This is a genomic window from Tenacibaculum sp. A30 (genome assembly GCF_051200845.1).
Lineage (GTDB): Bacteria > Bacteroidota > Bacteroidia > Flavobacteriales > Flavobacteriaceae > Polaribacter.
Genome location: NZ_CP195160.1, coordinates 1,269,542 through 1,292,205, shown reverse-complemented (window position 1 = coordinate 1,292,205; position 22,664 = coordinate 1,269,542). Strand labels below are relative to the sequence as shown.

The following is a 22,664-nucleotide window of genomic DNA, read 5'->3' as shown; positions in this document are numbered from 1 at the left end:
TTTGTTGATATGTTAATTTTAAAATTTTGAAAATGAAACGACTATTGGTTTTTGCTGCGGTTTTAAGCATTGCGCTTAGCTCTTGTAAGGTTGAAAAGAAAGGAGAAAAATCTACTACAAATACTACTGAAGTACAAAAAATAGAATATGCATCTTTTGGAGAAAAGATTACAGATGCTGAAGCAATTTCTGCAGATGAAATGCGAGCAAAGTTCAAAAACTTAAAGGCAGGAGATACTTTAAATGTAAAATTTACTTCAACAATAAATGAAGTATGTAAGAAAAAAGGTTGTTGGATGAAGTTGGATTTAGGAGAAGAGCAAGAATCTATGGTACGTTTTAAAGACTACGGATTTTTTATGCCGTTAAATGCAGATGCAAAAGAAGTAGTGGTAAATGGAAAAGCGTATGTAACTGAAATTTCAGTAGATGAATTACAACACTATGCAAAAGATGCAGGAAAATCAGAAGAAGAAATCGCTCAAATTACTGAACCAAAATACACCTATGCTTTTGAAGCAGATGGCGTGTTAATAAAAAAGTAATGAAGAACGTTTTTGGTTTATTATGTATAGTTTTACTTTTTTTTTCTTGCAAAAAGGAAGTAAAGCAACCCAAAGAGGAATTAATTATGTATCAATCTTCAGGAATGGCAGCGTTAATGAATGCCATGTATGAAGGTAATATGACAATTAAGAATAAAATTTTGGAAGGAGAGGCTATTGGTAACTTTCCTGATGTCTACCTTAATATTCACGATGCAGTTTTAACTGATCCTACTGATAGAGATGCTAGTTTTGAGGCTTTTTCAAAATTGTATATACAAAGTATGCAACAGGTATATAGTGGTTCGCAAGATTCGTTAAAGCAAAACTTCAATCAAGCAATAAATAGTTGTATTGCCTGTCATGAAACTACCTGTAGAGGACCGATACCTAGAATTAAAAAATTATTAATTAAATAATTAAGGAATAAAAAGAGAAATAATCATAACGTCCGATGGTTCCACTACCATTCATTTACCTGAATGGGATGAGCAATATCATTCTAAACATGGAGCAATACTAGAAGCGTATCATGTGTTTATCAGAAATGGTTTAAGATATGTTGATCACGAGAATATTTCAATTTTAGAAATCGGTTTTGGTACAGGCCTTAATTGTTTTATTACGTTGTTGGAAGCGAAAAGTACGATTGATTATGTTGGGGTAGAGGCGTATCCTGTTGCTAAAGAAGAAGTTGAAAAACTAAATTATGTAGCAGAATTAGAGGCTGAAGAACAGCAAGAGCTGTTTAATAAAGTGCATGAAGTTTCTTGGGAAAAGAAGCATGACATCACTAATAATTTTTCGCTAACAAAACGCAAACAATTTTTTTCTGAAATTACAGATGAAAATCAATTTGATTTGATTTATTTTGATGCCTTCGGAGCAAGGGTACAACCTGAGTTATGGACGGAAGATATTTTTCGAATTATGTTTACAGCTCTAAAAGGGGAAGGAGTATTGGTAACCTATTCAGCAAAAGGAAGTGTCAGACGAGCGATGCAAGCTGTAGGTTTTAAAGTAGAACGCTTACCTGGTCCTCCTGGAAAAATGGAAATGCTTCGGGGAACAAAAATAGTATAAGGTTATTCCGAATTTAGCTAGGAATCACATTAAACAAATAAAGGAGAATGGAGTTTAAAAGACGTTTTGGTAATAGAAAAAAAGGAAATCCTAAAAGAGGATTGTTTCTAGTAATCCTATTAATTATTGTATTGTACTTATTTTTCAATGCAGAAAATATTCTAAGCAGATTTTTATAGATGAAGCCATTTCAGTTTAAGGAGTTTACGGTACATCAAGATAAAACAGCAATGAAAATCGGGACCGATGCGGTATTGTTAGGGGCGTGGTGTGATTTAGGAGAGTTTCCTGATATGTTGTTAGATGTAGGCTCTGGTACAGGAGTTATTTCTTTGATGTTGGCACAACGTAGTGATGCGATGACCATTGATGCGGTAGAGATTGACGAAAACGCTTATGAACAAACCGTTGAAAATTTCGAGCAATCAGATTGGGGAGATCGTCTTTTTTGTTACAACGCATCTTTTGTAGAATTTGCAGAAGAAATGGCAGAAGAGGAAGAGCAATACGATGTAATAGTGTCAAATCCTCCGTTTTATACGGATGCTTTTGAATCGGAAGACGAAGCACGTAACAAAGCACGATTTACTTCCTCATTATCTTTTGAAGAATTGCTTGAAGGTGTGAGTAAAATTTTGTCTGAAAATGGGAGATTCTCAACGATTATTCCTTTTAAAGAAGAAGGAAACTTTATTGAGTTAGCAAATAAGTACAGTTTACATTTAAATAGAGTTTGTCGCGTAAAAGGAACACCCGATACAGAGGTTAAACGAAGTTTGTTAGAATTATCTTTTGTAGAAACTACAATTCAAGAAGAAGAATTGGTAATTGAAACAAAAAGGCACCAGTATACTGATGCCTATATTAATCTTACGAAAGATTTTTATTTAAAGATGTAAGCTTTAAAGTAAGTGTTTATTTTTTCCAGTTTTTAAGTTGATCTAAGTACAAGTAGCTTTCAACAAATTGTCTGTGTTCAGCACTTGTCATAATTTCAAGAAGCTCTAAGGCTGAAATATAACTGGCTAAATTTCCGTTCGAAGATAAAAACTTACCGTCTTTAACAAAAGTTACCAAGCTGTCGTTTTGTACTTTTAAATTCGGATAGTCTTTTTGTAGTTGCTCACCACCACCAATCCACGTTACGATTTTATGACCATCTGCGATGCCCGATTTACCAATTAAATTAGCTCCAGCACAATTACTAACCGTGTATTGAGTTTCTTGATTTTTAGCTTTTATAAAATCTACCACTTTGTTATTGTGTACTTGCGCATACATATCGTAAGCACTAGGTACAAATAAAGCCGTTAGTTTAGGGCAATTATCAAAAGTAAAGTCAGGAACAAAATGCATTCCTTCTTCAGTAGTAATTGGTTTAGCTGTTTCAGCAATAGCTACTACGTTAAAAAGTTGTTTACCATCTTTGTTTGGTTTTCCAAAAACGTCGGATGTTGCTATAACTTCACCTTGTAAAACACCGTTAAACATTAAAAGTCCGATTGTTGGTAAATCAGGATTGAAGGGTTTTAGATGTTTAGTTAGCGTATCAGACGGCGATACGATTTCTTCGGAGTTACTACTACTTTTTGATTTTTCTGAATTACAACCTATGGCAATAATCGCAAAAACCAACACTATTATAAAACTAATTTTTTTCATCTTTTTAATTATTATCTCTCGGAGTAGGCTTGATAATCATTCTAAAATATTGGTCTTTGTAAATGTAGTAACCAAGCCAGTTGTATAGTGTTCTTGCTTTGTTTTTAAAGTTTACAAGCCCCATAATATGTACAAAAATCCAAATTAACCAAGCCACAAAACCTTTTAAAGATTGTTTTTGACTAGGGAAATCAAGTACCGCTTTGTTTCGTCCAATAATAGCTAACGAACCCTTGTCGTTATATTGAAAAGGTTTCCAATTACTATCTTTTCTTTTAAGATTGTTCGCTAGGTTTTTAGCTTGCTGTAAAGCTGGTTGCGCTAATTGCGGGTGTCCGTTAGGATAGTTTTTATCGCCAGAAATCAAGGCGCAGTCTCCTAACGCATAAATATTATCGTATGAATCTACTAAGTTAAACTGATTTGTTTTTAGCCTTCTGCCAGGGCCAAAACTTTCTTTTGAAAAACCATCGAATGTTTTAGCTGATACCCCAGCTGCCCAAATAAGGTTTTTGGTTTCTATTTTTTCTCCGTTTGATAAATACACGGTTTCACCATCAAAGTCGTTAACCATTGTATTCATAGTCAGAGTTACACCTAGTTCACTTAGCTTTTCAGAAGTGTATTCTTGTGCTTTTTTAGACATAGGAGCTAATACAGAACTTTGACCATCGATAAGATGTATATCACCAAAATCATTTTCGTCTAATTCAGGGTAATCTTTTATGATGATTGAAGTTTTAATTTCTGATAAAATTCCTGAAAGTTCAACTCCAGTAGGTCCAGCACCAGCAATAACAAAAGTTAAACACTTTTTTCTTTCTTCTGGATCTTGAATTCTCGTAGCACGGTCAAATCGAGTTAAAATAACATTTCTAAGAGACAGAGCGTCGCTAATCGTTTTCATAGGTAAACTGTACTTTTCAATGTTTTTGTTTCCAAAAAAATTACTTTCTGTACCTGTTGCCATTACCAAGATATCATATTCTATTTCTCCATTACTTACCACTATCTTGTTTTCTTCAGGAACCACTCTTTCAAGAGCACCTAGTCGAAAACGAGCGTTTTTAAATTTTCTTAAAATTTTTCTGAATGGGTAACTAATTGCAGAAGGTTCCATAAAACCCGTTGATACTTGGTAGATTAAAGGAGGGAAGAAATTGTAGTTATTACTGTCTACTAAAATAATTTGGTAATCATCTAAATTTCCCAATCCTTTTATAAGTTCTAATCCAGCAAACCCGCCGCCAACAACAACAAGTTTTTTCATATTTTTCATAATAGTATTATGCCCTTAAATTAATATGAGCACAAAGGTAGTTAAGAAGATTTCAGTAAAAAATAAACTAGCTTAAGAAATGTTATTTTCTTTTAATTTCACTCAAGTACTCTGGAGTTAATCCTAAAAAGCTCGCTAATAAATATTGTGGGACTCGTTGTACAAATTCAGGGAATTCTTCTTGAAATCTAAAGTACATTTCTTCTTTAGAGTAGCTGTTGATGTATTTTTTTAAAACACTTTCAGACATTTGTTAGTGTGATGTTGAAGTGTAAAAATACGAACTTTTAGAATGATTTTTTTATGATTGTTGTTGAGTGAGGTTTGTTGATAATAATTCTCGTAAATATTTTACCTCTCCTTTATTTCCTATTCCTTTCATTTCAATTAAATCTCCATTTTTTTTATAGATAGTAAGTAAGGAATCTTTACGTGATTCTGCGCCAGAGCGAATAATAGCATTGAGAAGGAAAATAGTTAAAGAGAACTTGCTTGGGATAAATCGAATATCACTAATTTCAGAATAGCGAATATATTGTTTTGAAGCTGATATTTTAAGAAGGTTTGAATGGGATATTTCAATGCCTCTGCTGTCAGCTGTAATTGTATAGGCTTCATCACTTACAAGTAATTGAAAGGATATTATAAGTATACAAATACCGTAAATACTGGGGTTGTCATAAAAGTTGAAAACTAAATAAGATATGATAACTAAACCTATTGTTCTTGAAATTACTCTGGTGATAGAACCTTCTTTGATTTCAATTTTTTTATTCATGATTGTAAAATACGTACAAATAAGTTGTTAGTTACAATTCTTTTTAATGACAATTGAGGATATAAACCAGTATAATACCAGAAAATATCCTCAATTGCTAATTTATTAAAAAAGAGTAAATATTTGAAGTTTAACTACCCTTTTACACTCTCAGGATTGTAACCTAAATAAGGTACTTCTTTTTCTACAAAGGTAATTCCGTAGTCTTCTAATTCTTTTAAAATAGGTTCGTACACCTCTTTGTTAATCGGTAATTGAACTCCTGGAGTGGTAATTTCACCATTTAAAATACGTACGGTTGCCATGGCTACAGGTAATCCTACAGTTTTTGCCATAGCAGTATAGGTTTGATCATCACCTTTAATTACCATACTACTTTCTATCTGATGATTCTCTTCTTTGTATTGATATCCAAAAATATGATGCATAACAATCATGTCTTTATCATCTTTTTCAAGCGTCCAAGAATCCATTAATATTTTTTGTAAAATTTGAGCAGGAGTTGCGTTTTTCAACCCAACTTTTTTGTTTGGATTGAAAATGTCTAATTCAACAAACTTATCCCACATTAAATCATCTTGATCAATTTTTAAGTACGAACGGAACTTTAATTCTACTGAATCAGACGGAGAATACGCTAAGAACAGATTGGTGAAATCACGATAGCTCATGTTTTCAGAATCTTCAATAGTGTAAGTGTCATCAGTCATTCCTAATTGAACAAAAACATTCCACGCACGAGAAAAACCAACTTTACGAATGGTTCCGCGGTACATAGTTTTAATATCTTCTAACCCATAAATACTTCTGTATTTTAAAGAATCTCTGTTAGCATAAGCTTCAAACTTTCCACTTCCGTTAACGGTCATGAACTCCGTTCTTCTAAATAATTTATGATACGGAATGTACTTATAAGTGCCTTCTTGAATAAACATAGAAGCTCCACCTTGACCTGCTAAAACCACATTTCTTGGATTCCAAGTAAATTTATAGTTCCATAAATTTGTGTCACTTTCAGGAGCTACTAATCCACCACAAAACGATTCAAATAATAACATTTTTCCTCCTTGATCTTTAATGCGATCAATAATTTGCATAGCACTCATATGGTCGATTCCAGGATCTAAACCAATCTCGTTCATAAATACCAATCCTTTGGCTTTTGCTTCTTCGTCTAAAGCTTTCATTTCATTAGAAATATAAGAAGCTGTTACCATATGCTTTCCGTAGGTAATACAGTCTTTAGCTACTTCAATATGAAAACTAGCAGGAAGCATAGAAATTACGATGTCTGCTTTTTGAATAGCGTTAGCACGTTGTTCCGCATTGAAAACATCTAATTGAATTGCCGTAGCATTTTTATGGTTGTTGATTTTTGATTGTGCGCTTTCTAACGAAACGTCGCCAATTGTAATATGTAGGTTTTCTTGTGAAGATTTTTCTAATAAATATTTTATAAGTGAGGAGCTCGATCTACCAGCACCAATAATCAATATATTTCTCATTTATAATGTATTTTTGTAGTGGATAATATTTGAGGCGACAATATCGCTAAAAAAGTTTAAAATTAAACAAAAACAGAATAAATGTATAAAAATCTAACAATAGCAGCGATTTTAGGAATGATTGCTGTGATTTTAGGAGCTTTTGGAGCACATGCTTTAAAATCAAAATTAACACCTGAAGCTCTAGAGAGTTTTGAAACAGCAGTTCGATATCAGTTTTTCCATGTATTGCTATTACTTTTCGTAAATATGTATACAGAATTTACGAATAAAGAAAAAAACAGAATTAGTTATTTTTTAATAGCAGGAATTTTATTGTTCTCAGGTTCTATTTATCTAATTTACTTATTAAATGTACCAGCAAAGTCAATTTGGTTTGTAACACCTTTAGGCGGAGTGTTGTTAATTGTTGGTTGGGGATTACTAGCGTATAACTTTTTTAAAAGAGTTGTTAAAAATTAAAGTAGATAAAATCTTTTAATGATATAGCTGTTTAATCAAAAAGAACTATTTTTGTCCAAAATTAAACACAACTAAAATTTTTTAAGATGACAAATCTTGATACGAAAACGATATCGTTAGATAACTTAGGCATAAAAGACGCTACGGTTCGTTATCAATTAACTTCAGACGAGTTACACGACATCACTATTGAAAAAGGACAAGGAAAAGAAACTAGTTTTGGAGCTTTAACTGTTAATACCGGTGAGTTTACAGGACGTTCTCCTATGGATCGTTTTATCGTTAAAGATGATATTACGAAAGATGAGGTATGGTGGGGAAATATCAATATTCCTTTCGATTCAGAAAAATTTGACAAGTTATACGATAAAGTAACTAACTATTTATCAAATAAAGAAGTATTTGTACGTGACAGTTATGCATGTGCAGATGAAGATTATAAATTAAATATTCGTGTAGTAAACGAATATCCTTGGAGTAACATGTTTGCTTACAACATGTTTTTACGTCCAACAGCTGAGGAGTTAAAAACTTTTTCTCCAGAATGGACTGTAATTAACGCTCCAGGTTTTATGGCAGATCCGGAAGTAGATGGAACTCGCCAACATAATTTTGCAATCTTAAACTTCGGAAAGAAAATCGCATTAATTGGTGGTACAGGATATACAGGAGAGATTAAAAAAGGTATTTTCTCTGCGTTAAACTTTATTTTACCAGTATTTAAAAATACCTTACCAATGCACTGTTCTGCAAACGTTGGTAAAGATGGAGATACGGCTATTTTCTTCGGATTATCAGGAACAGGTAAAACTACCTTATCTACCGATCCTAACCGTAGTTTAATTGGTGATGATGAGCATGGTTGGACTGCAGAAAACACAATCTTTAACTTTGAAGGTGGTTGTTACGCAAAAGTAATCGACTTATCTCAAGAAAAAGAACCAGAAATTTACGGAGCTATCAAAAGAGGAGCAATCCTTGAAAATATCGTAATGGATGATAAAGGAAATGTTGATTTTGCTGATACTTCTATTACGCAAAATACACGTGTGAGTTATCCAATTTACCATATTGAAAATATTCAAACTCCATCAATCGGTAAAAACCCTAAGAATATCTTCTTTTTAACAGCAGATGCTTTTGGTGTATTGCCTCCAATCTCAAAATTAACACCAGGTCAAGCGGCTTATCACTTCATTTCTGGTTATACAGCTAAAGTAGCAGGTACAGAAGCAGGTGTAACAGAGCCTCAACCAAGTTTCTCGGCATGTTTTGGTGCGCCATTTATGCCATTACACCCAACTCGTTACGCAGAAATGTTAAGTGAGAAAATGAAAGAAACAGGTGTAAACGTTTGGTTAGTAAACACAGGTTGGACAGCAGGACCTTACGGAGTTGGTCACAGAATGAAACTAAAGTACACGCGTGCAATGATTAATGCAGCGTTAAACGGAGAATTAGGAAGTACTCCAGAAGATTTCAGAGTTCACTCTGTATTTGGTTTAGCACAACCAAGAACATGTCCAGGAGTTCCAGATGAGTTATTGAGCCAGCGTAAAGCATGGAACAACGACGAAGAATATTACAAAACTGCACATAAATTAGCAGATTCGTTTAGAAACAACTTTAAGAAGTTTGAAGAATATGCGAATGATGAAATTTTAGCGGGAGGTCCTCCAGCAGTAGAAAAATAAAACTTTAAAAAGCATCCAAATCGGATGCTTTTTTTATGCATAAATACTATGTATTTTAGCATAGCTAAATAGTAAGACATGATAGTACAAGGAAATATAGTTGATATACAAAACAAGAGAATTTTTAAAGGAGAAGTTGAGGTTGAAGCGGGAAAAGTTAAAGCAATTAGAGCTGTAGAGCATGCTGTAGAAAACTATATTTTACCTGGGTTTATCGATGCTCATATTCATATAGAAAGTTCTATGTTAGTACCGTCCGAGTTTGCAAAAATAGCCGTAACGCATGGTACGGTAGCAACGGTGTCTGACCCGCATGAAATAGCCAATGTGTTAGGTGTAAAAGGTGTGGGGTTCATGATCGAAAATGGAAAAAAAGTTCCGTTAAAATTCAATTTTGGAGCACCATCCTGTGTGCCAGCGACTTCTTTTGAAAGTGCAGGAGCAGTGATAGATTCAGAAGATATCAAAAAGATGATGCAGAATCCTGATATCAAATATTTAGCAGAAATGATGAATTACCCAGGAGTCATTTATCAAGATGAAGAAGTGTTGAAAAAAATCGCTTGGGCAAAACATTACAATAAACCAGTTGATGGACATGCGCCAGGATTAAGAGGTGAAGATTTAGATAAATATATTGTAGAGGGAATCTATACCGATCACGAATGTTTTACTTATGAAGAAGGTTTAGAAAAACTTCAAAAAGGAATGAAAGTCATCATTCGAGAAGGAAGTGCTGCGAAAAATTTTGAAGCATTGATCGATTTACTTCCTGAACATTATGAAAATATGATGTTTTGCTCCGATGACAAACATCCTGACGATTTGTTGTTAGGACATATCAACCAGTTATGTGAGCGTGCTATAGCTAAAGGGATGGATGTCTATAAAGTATTACAGGCTGCTTGTATAAATCCTGTAGAGCATTACAATCTCGATGTTGGGACTTTAAATGAAGGAGATGATGCCGATTTTATTGTGGTGAAAGACTTACAAAAGTTTGAAGTGCTACAAACCTATATTAATGGGGAGTTAGTGGCTGAAAATGGAAAATCATTTGTAGAACATGTAGATTTTGAAGTGTTGAATAATTTTGACACTGATAAAAAAAGCGCTGCTGATTTCGAGTTTCATTCAGCATCTGAAAAGATTCGAGTGATTGAAGCGTTAGATGGAGAATTGGTAACAAATGAAATAGAAACAGATTCGTTAATAAAAGAGGGAAATTTAGTTTCTGATGTAGCAAACGATGTGCTAAAAATGACCGTAGTTAACCGTTATAAAAGTGCGGAGCCTTCTATAGCTTTTATTAAAAACTTCGGATTAAAAGAAGGAGCAATAGCAAGTTCAGTAGGGCATGATTCTCACAATATTATTGCAGTTGGCGTATCGGATGAATTGATATGTAAAGCGGTAAACTTATTGATTGAAAATAAAGGAGGAGTTTGTGCGGTAACATCTTCTGAAGAAAAAGTTGTTCCGCTTCCTGTGGCAGGAATCATGTCAGATAAACCAGCTGTTGAAATAGGAAAAGCCTATGCAGAATTGGATGCGATGGCAAAACAACTAGGTAGCAAATTACGAGCTCCGTACATGACCTTATCTTTTATGGCGTTGTTGGTAATTCCATCCTTAAAACTATCAGACAAAGGCTTGTTTGATGGGAACACATTTAAATTTACTTCTTTAGAAGTTAAATAAACGAGAGTTTGAAGACAGAAAAAATTATATTAGGGATTGACCCAGGAACTTCCATTATGGGGTTTGGAATTATAAAAGTGGTAGGGAAAAAGATGGAATTTGTTCAAATGAATGAACTGCTCTTAAAAAAATATGATGATCATTATTTAAAACTCAAAATTATTTTTGAACGTACCATTGAATTGATTGACACTTATCATCCAGATGAAATAGCCTTAGAAGCTCCTTTTTATGGAAAGAATGTACAATCCATGTTGAAATTAGGACGTGCACAAGGAGTAGCAATGGCGGCAGGATTGTCAAGACAAATACCAGTAACGGAGTATGCACCTAAGAAAATAAAAATGGCCATAACAGGTAAAGGAACCTCTAGTAAAGAACAAGTAGCGTTAATGCTAAAATCACTGTTAAACTTAAAGGAATTACCAAAAAACCTAGATGCAACTGATGGTTTAGCAGCTGCTGTATGTCATTACTATAATTCAGGAACGAAAGTTGGAGGTAAAAACTATACAGGTTGGGCAGCGTTTGTAAAACAGAACCCAGGAAAAGTAAAATAAAAGCCCACCCCAACCCTCCCAAAAGGAGGGAGTAAAAGTTACATATTTATGGAAGAGAATACTACAAAGTTACACAGTTCCTCCCCTTCGGGGAGGTTAGGAGGGGCTTGTGGAATTTACCTACATATCCCATTTTGTAAGCAAGCGTGCTATTATTGCGACTTTCACTTTTCTACATCTTTAAAAAAGAAAGAAGAGTTAGTTGCTTGCTTAGTAAAAGAGCTAGAATTACGAAAGGAAGAACTACAAAATGAAGAGATAGAAACCATCTATTTTGGAGGAGGAACTCCAAGTTTATTGTCTATTCAAGAAATAGAGTTGTTACTGACATCTATCTATGAAAATTATACAGTAGTAACAAATCCAGAAATTACTTTAGAGGCCAACCCAGATGATTTATCAGAAGAAAAAATAATAGAATTATCTAAAACTCCAGTTAACCGTTTGAGTATTGGAATTCAATCTTTTTTTGAAGAAGATTTACAATTAATGAACCGTGCTCATAATGCACAAGAAGCAAAAAACTGCTTGTCTGTAGCGACACGCTACTTTGATAATATTACAATCGATTTGATTTATGGAGTTCCGAATATGAGTAATGAACGCTGGAAAGAAAATCTGCAAATAGCTTTTGATTTCGGTATCAATCATATTTCATCCTATGCGCTTACTGTTGAGCCAAAAACGGCTTTAGATTCTTTTATTAAGCAAGGGAAGTATCCTGATGTTGACGAAACTGTAGCCAAAGAACATTTTGATATTTTGGTAGCAGAAACAGCTAAAAATGGATTTGTGCACTACGAAATTTCCAACTTTGGAAGACCGAACTATTTTTCAAAACACAATATGAGTTATTGGTTAGGAAAAAAATATATAGGAATAGGCCCTTCAGCACATTCGTTTAATAAAACACACCGTAGTTGGAATGTAGCGAATAATGCAAAATATATCAAAGCAATTCATGAAGGAAAACTCCCTTTAGAGCAAGAGAAACTCACCATAAAAGATCAGTTTAATGAATATTTAATGACAGGATTAAGAACCATTTGGGGAGTGTCTCTAGAAAAAATAGCACAGGATTTTGGAGAGGAATTTAGAAAAGAACTTCTCAAAAATGCTGAGAAGTTTATTGCTCAAGGTTTATTAGTTATTACAAATGAAGTTTTGAAAACGACAGAAAATGGAAAGTTCTTAGCAGATGGGCTTGCTTCAGAGCTATTTATTATTTAATTATATTTGGGTATGATAGCAACTATTGAATACAATTCAAAAAAATATAAAATTGATTTATCAAAACCACTTGATATTTCAATAGCGATTGATACAACCAAGGAGAATGTAAATGCTTGGTATCTTGACGATCCTAAAATATTTCCAGTTTCAGATGGAGCTTGGACAGGAAGTGTTCAGCAAGGAGCAGATGTGAATTTTAATAACATACAGTTCAATCCGCATTCACATATCACACACACAGAGTGTGTAGGACATATTACTGAAGAAGTACATTCAATAAATAAGAATTTAGAAAAGTTTTTCTTTCTGGCAGAAGTAGTTACTATTGCTCCAGAACAAGTAGAAAACAAAGACTTTGTGATTTCTAAAAAGCAACTGCAATATGCTTTAGGAAATAAAAAAAGAGATGCTATTGTAATTAGAACAATTCCGAATTTATCAGAAAAAAAATCGATGCGATATTCTCATACCAATCCGCCTTATTTGTTAGAAGAAGCTGCAGAGTACCTCAAAGAAAAAGGAATAGAGCATTTGTTGATTGATTTACCTTCGGTAGATAAAGAGAAGGACGAAGGAAAGTTACTAGCACACAATGCTTTTTGGGATACAAAAGGAGCGATTAGAATGCAGGCAACCATTACCGAGTTTATTTATGTGTCAAATAAAATTAAGGATGGAACCTATTTTTTAAACCTAATGATAGCGCCGTTTGAAAATGATGCTACGCCAAGCAAACCAGTGCTTTACGAAATTATTTAACCTTTTTTGTGTTGATGTAATTATTTTTTTACTAGTTTTACGACTCAATAATTAAGAAAATGACAATTTTTAATACATATAAGCAATGTAAATCGACTGTGGTGAGACACAGGACAGATCGGGCTATGTATGTATTATAATTATGTTTATATAAATATAACGATAATAAAAAGTCCGACTTCATAGTCGGACTTTTTATTTTTATATCAACAATCAACACCAAACCACATGAAAAAACTTTATTTTAATTATTTAGATACTTTCAAAGGTCTCTCAAGCGAAGTATGGTGGCTCGCTTTAATAACTTTAATAAACAGAGCAGGTACAATGGTAATTCCGTTTATGTCATTGTATTTGAGAGAAAGTTTACATTTTTCCTTAAATGATGTAGGTTGGATTATGACTTGCTTCGGGTTAGGGTCTGTTGTAGGATCTTGGTTAGGAGGAAAATTAGCAGATAAAATAGGTTTTTATAAAGTAATGAAAACCAGTTTGTTTTTAACAGGATTACTTTTTATAGCCTTACAATTTGTAGATACTTTCTGGGGATTTTGTCTTGGTATTTTTTTGGTAATGCTAGTTGCAGATACTTTTAGACCCGCCATGTTTGTGGCTTTGAATACCTATAGTAAACCAGAAAATAAAACACGTTCGGTAACCTTAATTCGTTTGGCAATTAACTTAGGCTTTTCTGCAGGTCCTGCTGTTGGAGGATTGATAATTACTTCGTTAGATTATAGTGGATTGTTTTGGGTAGATGGAATTACTTGTGTTTTAGCAACTATATTATTGGTAAATGTATTGCATCCTAAAAAGGCAAGAGTGTTAGATGAAATAAAGGTAGAAAATCCACAATCGGTATTTTCAGATAAGGCTTTTTGGGTGTTCTTTGTAGGAATGTTTGTTTTCGGATTTATTTTTCTACAATACTTTTCTACCATGCCAATCTATTATAAAGATATACATCATTTAACAGAATTAGAAATAGGAATGTTATTGGGAATGAATGGATTTTTCATTTTTCTATTAGAAATGCCACTGATTACTTGGTTAGAAAAAAGTAAGTATACCAAAGAGTTCTTAATGTTTTTTGGCTTACTACTTACAGGGTTGAGCTTTGTAGTAATCAATCTAATTGGTTGGGTAGGAATTTTAATTGTTGGAATGTTGTTAATGACTATTGGAGAAATGATAGCATTTCCTTTTTCAAACGCCTTTGTGATGGAGCGCGCCAAAAAAGGAAACCAAGGAGAATATATGGCATATTATAGTATTGCATTTTCAATGTCTCATATTTTTGCTCATAATTCAGGAATGCAATTAATCGATAATTTCGGATTTAATAATACATGGAATTTTATGATTGTGATATCAGGAATTGGGGTGTTGTTTTTATTCATGTTGATGCGAATTATAAAAAAGGAAAAGAAAAGTAGTTTAGAAGTTGAAATTAATCCATCAATAAACCTAGAAAAATCGGCATAGTTAAACCGATTAAAATACAGAAGTTTTATCTTTGAAGCTTTTATCAAAGAATACTAAACAAAGTACATTATGAATATACAGGACGCACAAAAACAAGTAGATGAATGGATCAAGAACCATGGAGTTCGTTACTTTAATGAGCTAACAAACATGGCGCAATTAACTGAAGAAGTAGGTGAGGTTGCACGAATTATTGCGCGTCGTTATGGTGAACAAAGCGAAAAAGAGAGTGATAAGAATAAAGATTTAGGAGAAGAGTTAGCGGATGTAATGTTTGTGGTATTATGTTTAGCAAATCAAACAGGAGTTAACTTACAAGAAGCGTTTGATAAGAAATTAGATTTAAAAACGAAACGTGACCACGATCGTCATCATAACAACGAAAAATTACAATAAATGAGTCTTATAAAAAATATACAAAAAGGAAGCTTTTGGGTTAATGTAGTAAAAGTAGGAACCCCTTTTTTAGTTGTTGTAGCATTGTTTTCTCTGTTATTTAAAACAGGAGGCGTTATTTTTTCTGGTGACTTTGAAACTGTTTATAATGTGCATTTTGCAAACAAACAATGGATTCGTTTTTGGTTAAGCAAAATTGTTATTACGGTAATTTATAGTATGTACATAGTTAATAAAAGAATGAAGTAAACTTCAATGGATTTAAAGTTAAGAACAGAACTGTTTGCATCAGGTAAAGAAATAACGATATCAGGCTCAAAAAGTGAATCAAATCGATTGTTAATTTTACAGCAATTGTATCCGGGTTTACAGATTGAGAATCTATCAGATTCTGACGATACTCACCATTTACAGGATGCATTAGCTTCGAGTAGAGACGTAGCTGATATCGGTCATGCAGGAACTGCTATGCGTTTTTTAACGGCCTTTTTTGCAACGCAAGAAGGAGTAACGAAAGTGTTGCAAGGTTCAGAACGCATGCATAATCGACCAATTGAAATTTTGGTCAACGCACTTCGTGATTTAGGAGCAGATATAGAATATGTAGAGAAGGAAGGATATCCACCACTTAAAATAACAGGTAAGAAGCTAACCCAAAGTAAAGTTTCAATTAACGGAAATGTGAGTAGTCAATATGTTTCTGCGTTGATGTTGATTGCTCCAAGTTTACAAAACGGATTGGAGATTGAGTTGGTAGGCAAAATTACTTCAGTTCCTTATATCAATATGACGTTGCAGTTGTTGCATCAATTAGAGATTGAAGCTGAGTTTGAAGGACAGTTTATTAAAATTAAGCCCAAATCAATCGTAAAAGAACAAACAATTGTTGTAGAGTCTGATTGGAGTTCGGCATCTTATTTTTATTCGATTATTGCATTGAGTGAACTAGGTTCTTCTGTAAAGTTATCAGCGTATAAAAAGGATAGTTTGCAAGGCGATAGTTGTTTGGCAAAGATTTATCAACATTTTGGAGTAAGTACCACTTTTGAAGAAAACGCTATCAGATTAACTAAAGAAAGACAACATAATTCAAATGTGCTTGATCAAGATTTAAAAAGTGCTCCAGACATTGCTCAAACCATTGCAGTTACTTGTTTCGGATTAGGAATAGCTTGCGATTTATCAGGATTACATACATTAAAAATCAAAGAAACAGATCGTTTAGAAGCCTTGCGTGAAGAGTTAACAAAATTAGGAGCAGATATCTCGGTAACCGATGAGAGTTTACATTTAAAAGCTTCCGAAGAAATTAAAGAAAATATTCAAATAGCAACCTATAACGATCATCGAATGGCAATGGCATTTGCACCATTAGCTTTAAAAGTTCCGATAGAAATTTTAGAAGCTGAGGTGGTAACAAAATCATATCGAAGTTTTTGGAAAGATATGGCTATTGTTGGAATAAAAAGTGAAGAGATAAAATAAACAGGCAATCACTTGACAACCCCTATGTTGAAATTGTATATTTGCCTCCGTTAAGAAAATTTTACAAATGAAATTATCAAATTTTGATTTTGACTTGCCAAAGGAATTATTGGCAGAATACCCATCAGAGCATAGAGATGAAGCACGTTTAATGGTATTACACCGTGATACTCAAAAAATTGAGCATAAGTTGTTTAGAGACTTAATCGATTATTTTGATGAAGGAGATGTAATGATGTTAAACAATACGAAAGTATTTCCTGCTCGTATGTACGGAAATAAAGAAAAAACAGGAGCTCGTATTGAAGTATTCTTATTACGCGAATTAAATGCTGAAAATCGTTTGTGGGATGTATTAGTAGATCCGGCAAGAAAAATAAGAATAGGAAACAAATTATTCTTTGGAGATGATGATAGTTTAGTTGCAGAAGTAATTGATAATACAACTTCTCGTGGTAGAACGTTACGTTTCTTATTTGACGGTTCTTACGAAGAATTTAGACAAAAATTAATCGATTTAGGAGAAACTCCGTTACCAAAATATATTAAACGTGAGGTAGAGCCACAAGATGAAGAGCGTTACCAAACAATTTTTGCTAAGCACGAAGGTGCGGTAGCAGCTCCAACAGCTGGTTTGCACTTTTCTAAACACTTAATGAAACGTTTAGAGATTAAAGGAGTAGATTTTGCTGAAACTACTTTACACGTTGGATTAGGAACTTTCAATCCTGTGGAAGTAGAAGATTTATCTAAGCACAAAATGGATTCTGAGCAAATCATTATTCCACAAGCAAGTGCAGATATCGTAAACAAAGCAATAGAAGAAAAGAGAAGAGTTTGTGCTGTAGGTACTACGGTAATGAGAACTGTTGAGTCTTCTGTATCTTCTAGCAAGCAATTAAATGCTTATGAAGGATGGACAAACAAGTTTATTTTCCCTCCATACGATTTTAGCATTGCTAACTGTATGGTAACAAATTTCCACACGCCAAAATCAACCTTATTAATGATGGTTTCAGCATTTGCAGGTCACGATTTTATGATGGAGGCTTACCAAGAAGCAATCAAAGAAAAATATAAATTTTACTCGTACGGAGATGCGATGTTAATTTTATAAAACAACTTTTATAATCATTAGCAAAACCTCACAAGTTACTTGTGAGGTTTTGTGTATTTTTGTACCTGATGACAGCGAAGAAAAAAGACATACGAGCATTAACGAAAGAACAACTGCGTGATTTTTTTGTAGAGAATGGTGATAAAGCCTTTCGAGGAAATCAGGTATATGAATGGTTATGGCATAAAGCGGCTCATTCATTCGATGATATGACAAGTTTATCAAAAGCAACACGTCAAATGTTAGATGATAATTTTGTAATAAATCATATTGAAGTTGATGCAATGCAACGTAGTAATGATGGTACGATAAAAAATGCTATCAAATTACATGATGGGTTGATTGTAGAGTCGGTTTTAATTCCTACGGAAACAAGAACAACCGCTTGTGTGTCAAGTCAGGTAGGATGTAGTTTAGATTGTAAATTTTGTGCAACAGCGCGTTTAAAACGTATGCGTAATTTAAATGCTGATGAAATTTACGATCAAGTAGTTGCTATTGATAAACAAAGTAGGTTGTATCATAATCATAAATTATCAAATATTGTGTTTATGGGAATGGGAGAGCCTTTAATGAATTACAATAATGTTATCAAGGCAATTGATAAAATTACCTCACCAGAAGGCTTAGGAATGGCTGCCCGTAGAATTACAGTATCTACTTCAGGAGTGCCTAAAATAATAAAAAAAATGGCAGATGATGAGGTGCGTTTTAACTTAGCAGTTTCGTTGCATTCAGCCATAGAAGAAGTTCGAACTTCGATTATGCCATTTAATGCTACATTTCCATTAAAAGATTTACGAGAAGCATTGGAATATTGGTATGAAAAAACCAAACGAAAAGTAACTTACGAGTACGTGGTTTGGAACGGAATTAACGATCGTAAAGAGGATATCAATGCGTTGGTTGAATTCTGTAAATACATTCCGTGTAAAGTTAATTTAATTGAATACAACCCGATTGATGATGGCGAGTTTCAACAAGCTTCTGAAAGAGCTATCAATAACTACATTTCTAATTTAGAAATGAATGATATTGTGGTGAATGTACGTCGTTCTAGAGGTAAAGATATTGACGCTGCTTGCGGACAATTAGCGAATAAAAGTTAGGTATTTATTTCTTACATTTGCTAGCCATGAAGCCAGTAGAGCAAATAAAACTTCCCATAGCAAAAGAAATGGAACTCTTTGAAACTAAGTTCAAAGATTCGATGCTATCTAAAATTCCATTATTAAACAGAATTACGTATTATATCGTTCGTAGAAAAGGAAAACAAATGCGACCAATGTTTGTGTTTTTGGTTGCAAAAATGGTTTCTAACGGAGGATTTGATGAACGTACCTATCGTGGGGCGTCAGTAGTAGAGTTAATCCATACTGCAACATTAGTACACGATGATGTGGTTGACGATAGTAATCGTCGTAGAGGATTCTTTTCAATGAATGCCTTATGGAAAAATAAAATAGCTGTTTTAGTAGGTGATTATTTGCTTTCTAAAGGGTTATTACTTTCTATAGATAATGAAGATTTTGACTTACTGAAATTGATTTCGATTGCAGTACGTGAAATGAGTGAAGGTGAGTTGTTGCAGATTGAAAAAGCGCGTAAATTAGATATTACAGAAGAGGTGTATTTTGAAATTATCCGCCAAAAAACAGCAACTTTAATAGCAGCTTGTTGTGGAATTGGTGCAGCTTCTGTAGGAGCGAACAATGAAACAATCCAGCAAATGCGTAAGTTTGGAGAATACATTGGTATTGCATTCCAAATTAAAGATGATTTATTCGATTACACAGAAGATAAAATAGGGAAACCTACCGGTATAGACATTAAGGAGCAAAAAATGACACTTCCGTTAATTTATACCTTGAATAATTGCTCTAAAAAAGAAAAATCTTGGTTGATTAACTCTGTTAAAAAACACAACACGAATAAAAAGCGAGTAAAAGAGGTGATTGCCTTTGTAAAACAAAATGGTGGACTAGAATATACTACTGCTAAAATGTTGGATTATAAAAACAAAGCCTTAGCTATTTTAGATAACTACCCAGACTCTGACTACAAAAAATCACTACTTCAAATGATTGATTATGTAGTAGAGAGAAAGATTTAAAAAATGATTAACATTCTTTAAAATTCGGAAATTGCTTTTTTCTTTTTTTTATCAGCTTTTTCTTTGTTGTATAGTTTTTCTAGTTCTTGATTTGTATAGGTGATATAAGCATGGTCAAATGTTTTTAAATCTTCTTGAAAGAGGCATTCTATATTGTTATTCGTTTTCCATGTTAAGTTGTTTTTTATATTATATGTTGGTTTCCCAAAGGCTAGCTTTAATAGCTCTGAAGTTTCGCGATTTTTTTCAAGAGTAATATCTATTTTAAAAATTTTATTTTGATAGGTTTTTACTAAAATTCTGAAAATTTTAGCATTTCCAATTTTATCAAATTTTCGATTATTTTTATGGTTAAATATGTAATGATAATCCTCTAATAGAAAGCCAAAATACTTTGAATTTGAAGAATTCTTTTTTATGAATTCTGGATAAAGATGAACATCTGTTCCTAATTTGATAGTTCTAAAACCATTATTTATTCTTAGTCTTTCAATATTTTGAGCTTTAGAGTCTTGAGTATAGTAAATTAAAAATAAAACTATAAGTAGTCTAAAAATGTTTTTCATATTAATTTTATTTGCTTAGTTTAACACTAAAAACTAAATCAAAAATAGTTAAAAACAATCGCTATTACTAAATAGTGTTTAATTTAATGACTTTGTATGATTATCTTACGTTATAAAAAAACCTCGAGAATTTTCTCGAGGTTTTTTTATAATCTATTTATGGCGATTCGCAATTACATCATTCCTGGCATTCCACCACCCATTGGAGGCATTCCACCACCAGGGTTGTCTTCTTTAATATCAACTAAAGCACATTCCGTAGTTAAAATCATACCTGCAACAGAAGCAGCATTTTCTAACGCTACACGAGTTACTTTCTTAGGGTCAATAATACCAGCTTCTAACATATCTACGTATGTTTCAGACTTAGCATCGTATCCAAAGTTTTGATTTCCTTCCAATACTTTATTGATTACTACTGAACCTTCTCCTCCAGCATTTTCAACGATGGTACGTAACGGAGCTTCAATAGCTCTGTTTACGATTTGAATACCTGTAGTTTCATCTAAATTATCAGTAGTGATAGTTTCTAACACTTTTTTAGCACGTACTAAAGCAACACCACCACCAGCTACGATGCCTTCTTCTACAGCAGCGCGAGTTGCGTGTAAAGCATCATCAACACGGTCTTTCTTTTCTTTCATTTCTACTTCAGAAGCAGCACCAACGTATAATACAGCAACTCCACCAGCCAACTTAGCTAAACGCTCTTGTAATTTTTCACGATCGTAGTCAGAAGTAGTCGTTTCAATTTGTGCTTTGATTTGGTTTACACGAGCTTTGATTTGTGCTTCGTCACCAGAACCATTTACGATGGTAGTGTTATCCTTATCAATAGTTACTGTTTCAGCAGTTCCTAATAATTCTAAAGTTGCATTTTCTAAAGAGAAGCCTCTTTCTTCAGAAATTACAGTACCGCCAGTTAAAATAGCGATGTCTTCTAACATTGCCTTTCTACGGTCACCAAATCCAGGAGCTTTAACTGCGGCAATTTTTAATCCACCACGTAATTTGTTTACTACTAAAGTAGCCAAGGCTTGTCCGTCAACATCTTCAGCAACAATTAATAAAGGTCTTCCTGATTGTGCTACTGGTTCTAAAATAGGTAAGATTTCTTGTAAGTTAGAAATCTTTTTATCGAATAATAAAATGTATGGATTTTCTAAATCAGCAATCATTTTGTCAGCATCAGTTACGAAATATGGAGATAAGTATCCACGATCGAATTGCATTCCTTCAACAACATCAACATACGTATCTGTTCCTTTAGCTTCTTCAACAGTAATTACACCTTCTTTTCCAACTTTACCAAAAGCTTCAGCAATTAAATTACCAATAACATCGTCGTTATTAGAAGAAATTGAAGCTACTTGTTGAATTTTTTCAGATGAATCACCAACTTCTTTAGATTGTTTAGCTAAATCTTCAGTAATAGCAGTTACCGCTTTATCAATACCGCGTTTTAAATCCATTGGATTTGCTCCCGCAGCAACGTTTTTTAATCCTTCTTTTACGATAGCTTGTGCTAATACAGTTGCAGTGGTAGTTCCGTCTCCTGCTAAGTCGTTAGTTTTAGAAGCTACTTCTTTTACCATTTGAGCTCCCATGTTTTCTAGCTCGTCTTCTAACTCTACTTCTTTAGCTACAGAAACTCCGTCTTTTGTTACGTGAGGAGCTCCGAATGCTTTAGAAATAATTACGTTACGTCCTTTAGGTCCTAAAGTTACTTTTACTGCATTTGCTAATGCATCTACTCCACGTTTTAATCCGTCGCGAGCGTCTACATCAAATTTTATATCTTTTGCCATGTTTGTTTAATGCTTTGTGCTTTAGGGTATAAGCTATAGGCTGTATGCTTTAAGCTATATGATTTTTCTAAAGCGAGTTAATTATTTTAGTTTTTGTTTTAGCGTATAAATTTTTCGTTTGATTGTGTTTATTTCAGTGTTTAACTCATCAAAGGTGTTTGCTGAAATAAAGTTTAAATCTTTTGAGAGAATAAGTAAATATTCTACTTCAGAAGCAGAACCTAAAGCTATTGTTAAAAACCTACTGAACTCAGTATCGGATTCTCTTCCGCAACCTTCAGAAATATTGGTAGGAATAGAAGCTGATGCTCTTCTAATTTGCGAAATAATTCCGTAGGTTTCATTTTGAGGAAATGAGTTTGTTAGTTCATAAATTTTCAAAGTAAATTGATGACTTAACTCCCAAACTTTATATTTTTTGAAATCCCTCATA

General features: G+C 33.4%; 24 protein-coding genes and 1 pseudogene. 17 read left to right on the top strand and 8 right to left on the bottom strand.

Features of this window, described 5'->3' with window-relative positions; all coding sequences use genetic code 11:
* Positions 1-32 precede the first annotated feature (32 nt).
* The 4 genes from ACR9ES_RS06180 to ACR9ES_RS06165 all read left to right on the top strand — a co-directional run bounded on the left by ACR9ES_RS06180 (position 33) and on the right by ACR9ES_RS06165 (position 2,527).
* On the top strand, positions 33-545 hold the full coding sequence (locus tag ACR9ES_RS06180; protein ID WP_435255501.1) for a DUF4920 domain-containing protein: 513 nt from the start codon (positions 33-35) through the stop codon (positions 543-545).
* The gene (locus tag ACR9ES_RS06175) at positions 545-964 is read left to right on the top strand and encodes a hypothetical protein (RefSeq protein WP_435255500.1); all 420 of its coding nucleotides are present in this window, start codon (positions 545-547) and stop codon (positions 962-964) included. Before ACR9ES_RS06180 ends, ACR9ES_RS06175 begins: the two co-directional genes overlap by 1 nt.
* Positions 965-971: 7 nt before the next feature.
* The gene (mnmD, locus tag ACR9ES_RS06170) at positions 972-1,628 is read left to right on the top strand and encodes a tRNA (5-methylaminomethyl-2-thiouridine)(34)-methyltransferase MnmD (protein ID WP_435255629.1); all 657 of its coding nucleotides are present in this window, start codon (positions 972-974) and stop codon (positions 1,626-1,628) included.
* Positions 1,629-1,807: 179 nt separating this feature from the next.
* Entirely contained in the window at positions 1,808-2,527 is a 720-nt protein-coding gene (locus ACR9ES_RS06165) for a tRNA1(Val) (adenine(37)-N6)-methyltransferase (RefSeq protein WP_435255499.1), read from the top strand.
* 16 nt (positions 2,528-2,543) lie between these two features.
* Here ACR9ES_RS06165 and ACR9ES_RS06160 read toward each other — a convergent pair whose 3' ends face one another.
* From ACR9ES_RS06160 to ACR9ES_RS06140, 5 genes and pseudogenes are all read right to left on the bottom strand, one after another.
* Entirely contained in the window at positions 2,544-3,290 is a 747-nt protein-coding gene (locus ACR9ES_RS06160; RefSeq protein WP_435255498.1) for a DJ-1/PfpI family protein, read from the bottom strand.
* Between the two features lie 4 nt (positions 3,291-3,294).
* The gene (locus ACR9ES_RS06155) at positions 3,295-4,569 is read right to left on the bottom strand and encodes an NAD(P)/FAD-dependent oxidoreductase (RefSeq protein ID WP_435255497.1); all 1,275 of its coding nucleotides are present in this window, start codon (positions 4,567-4,569) and stop codon (positions 3,295-3,297) included.
* A gap of 82 nt (positions 4,570-4,651) precedes the next feature.
* Positions 4,652-4,780, bottom strand: a pseudogene (locus ACR9ES_RS06150) (Crp/Fnr family transcriptional regulator); the annotation flags it as partial.
* Between the two features lie 90 nt (positions 4,781-4,870).
* Positions 4,871-5,347, bottom strand: coding sequence for a hypothetical protein (locus ACR9ES_RS06145; protein ID WP_435255496.1), 477 nt, complete (start codon positions 5,345-5,347; stop codon positions 4,871-4,873).
* A 134-nt stretch (positions 5,348-5,481) separates the two neighbouring features.
* Complete coding sequence (locus ACR9ES_RS06140; RefSeq protein WP_435255495.1) at positions 5,482-6,852, bottom strand: saccharopine dehydrogenase family protein; 1,371 nt, start codon at positions 6,850-6,852, stop codon at positions 5,482-5,484.
* A gap of 81 nt (positions 6,853-6,933) precedes the next feature.
* Here ACR9ES_RS06140 and ACR9ES_RS06135 point away from each other — a divergent pair, with 81 nt between their 5' ends.
* The 13 genes from ACR9ES_RS06135 (at position 6,934) to ACR9ES_RS06075 (ending at position 19,857) form a co-directional block, all read left to right on the top strand.
* Positions 6,934-7,314, top strand: a complete 381-nt coding sequence (locus ACR9ES_RS06135) for a DUF423 domain-containing protein (RefSeq protein WP_435255494.1) — start codon at positions 6,934-6,936, stop codon at positions 7,312-7,314.
* Positions 7,315-7,400: 86 nt separating this feature from the next.
* On the top strand, positions 7,401-9,008 hold the full coding sequence (pckA, locus tag ACR9ES_RS06130; protein ID WP_435255493.1) for a phosphoenolpyruvate carboxykinase (ATP): 1,608 nt from the start codon (positions 7,401-7,403) through the stop codon (positions 9,006-9,008).
* A 78-nt stretch (positions 9,009-9,086) separates the two neighbouring features.
* A complete protein-coding gene (gene ade / locus ACR9ES_RS06125; protein ID WP_435255492.1) occupies positions 9,087-10,709 on the top strand; it encodes an adenine deaminase in 1,623 nt (540 codons plus the stop codon).
* An 8-nt stretch (positions 10,710-10,717) separates the two neighbouring features.
* Positions 10,718-11,269, top strand: coding sequence for a crossover junction endodeoxyribonuclease RuvC (gene ruvC / locus ACR9ES_RS06120; protein ID WP_435255491.1), 552 nt, complete (start codon positions 10,718-10,720; stop codon positions 11,267-11,269).
* 48 nt (positions 11,270-11,317) lie between these two features.
* The gene (gene hemW, locus ACR9ES_RS06115; protein WP_435255490.1) at positions 11,318-12,499 is read left to right on the top strand and encodes a radical SAM family heme chaperone HemW; all 1,182 of its coding nucleotides are present in this window, start codon (positions 11,318-11,320) and stop codon (positions 12,497-12,499) included.
* A gap of 12 nt (positions 12,500-12,511) precedes the next feature.
* Complete coding sequence (locus ACR9ES_RS06110) at positions 12,512-13,261, top strand: cyclase family protein (RefSeq protein WP_435255489.1); 750 nt, start codon at positions 12,512-12,514, stop codon at positions 13,259-13,261.
* A gap of 228 nt (positions 13,262-13,489) precedes the next feature.
* On the top strand, positions 13,490-14,746 hold the full coding sequence (locus tag ACR9ES_RS06105) for an MDR family MFS transporter (protein ID WP_435255488.1): 1,257 nt from the start codon (positions 13,490-13,492) through the stop codon (positions 14,744-14,746).
* 69 nt (positions 14,747-14,815) lie between these two features.
* Complete coding sequence (locus tag ACR9ES_RS06100; protein WP_435255487.1) at positions 14,816-15,142, top strand: nucleotide pyrophosphohydrolase; 327 nt, start codon at positions 14,816-14,818, stop codon at positions 15,140-15,142.
* Positions 15,143-15,391: a hypothetical protein gene (locus tag ACR9ES_RS06095; RefSeq protein WP_435255486.1), complete on the top strand. Its 249-nt coding sequence runs from the start codon at positions 15,143-15,145 to the stop codon at positions 15,389-15,391.
* Positions 15,392-15,397: 6 nt separating this feature from the next.
* A complete protein-coding gene (locus ACR9ES_RS06090; RefSeq protein WP_435255485.1) occupies positions 15,398-16,627 on the top strand; it encodes a 3-phosphoshikimate 1-carboxyvinyltransferase in 1,230 nt (409 codons plus the stop codon).
* Positions 16,628-16,694: 67 nt separating this feature from the next.
* On the top strand, positions 16,695-17,744 hold the full coding sequence (gene queA / locus ACR9ES_RS06085) for a tRNA preQ1(34) S-adenosylmethionine ribosyltransferase-isomerase QueA (RefSeq protein ID WP_435255484.1): 1,050 nt from the start codon (positions 16,695-16,697) through the stop codon (positions 17,742-17,744).
* Positions 17,745-17,812: 68 nt separating this feature from the next.
* A complete protein-coding gene (gene rlmN / locus ACR9ES_RS06080) occupies positions 17,813-18,853 on the top strand; it encodes a 23S rRNA (adenine(2503)-C(2))-methyltransferase RlmN (protein ID WP_298999232.1) in 1,041 nt (346 codons plus the stop codon).
* Positions 18,854-18,879: 26 nt separating this feature from the next.
* On the top strand, positions 18,880-19,857 hold the full coding sequence (locus tag ACR9ES_RS06075) for a polyprenyl synthetase family protein (protein WP_298999223.1): 978 nt from the start codon (positions 18,880-18,882) through the stop codon (positions 19,855-19,857).
* 17 nt (positions 19,858-19,874) lie between these two features.
* On the opposite strand, the gene ACR9ES_RS06070 is transcribed toward ACR9ES_RS06075, so the two are convergent.
* The 3 genes from ACR9ES_RS06070 to ACR9ES_RS06060 form a co-directional block, all read right to left on the bottom strand.
* Positions 19,875-20,423, bottom strand: a complete 549-nt coding sequence (locus ACR9ES_RS06070; RefSeq protein WP_435255483.1) for a hypothetical protein — start codon at positions 20,421-20,423, stop codon at positions 19,875-19,877.
* Positions 20,424-20,596: 173 nt separating this feature from the next.
* Positions 20,597-22,231: a chaperonin GroEL gene (gene groL / locus ACR9ES_RS06065; RefSeq protein ID WP_435255482.1), complete on the bottom strand. Its 1,635-nt coding sequence runs from the start codon at positions 22,229-22,231 to the stop codon at positions 20,597-20,599.
* Between the two features lie 81 nt (positions 22,232-22,312).
* On the bottom strand, positions 22,313-22,663 hold the full coding sequence (locus ACR9ES_RS06060; protein ID WP_435255481.1) for a four helix bundle protein: 351 nt from the start codon (positions 22,661-22,663) through the stop codon (positions 22,313-22,315).
* Position 22,664: the final 1 nt, after the last annotated feature.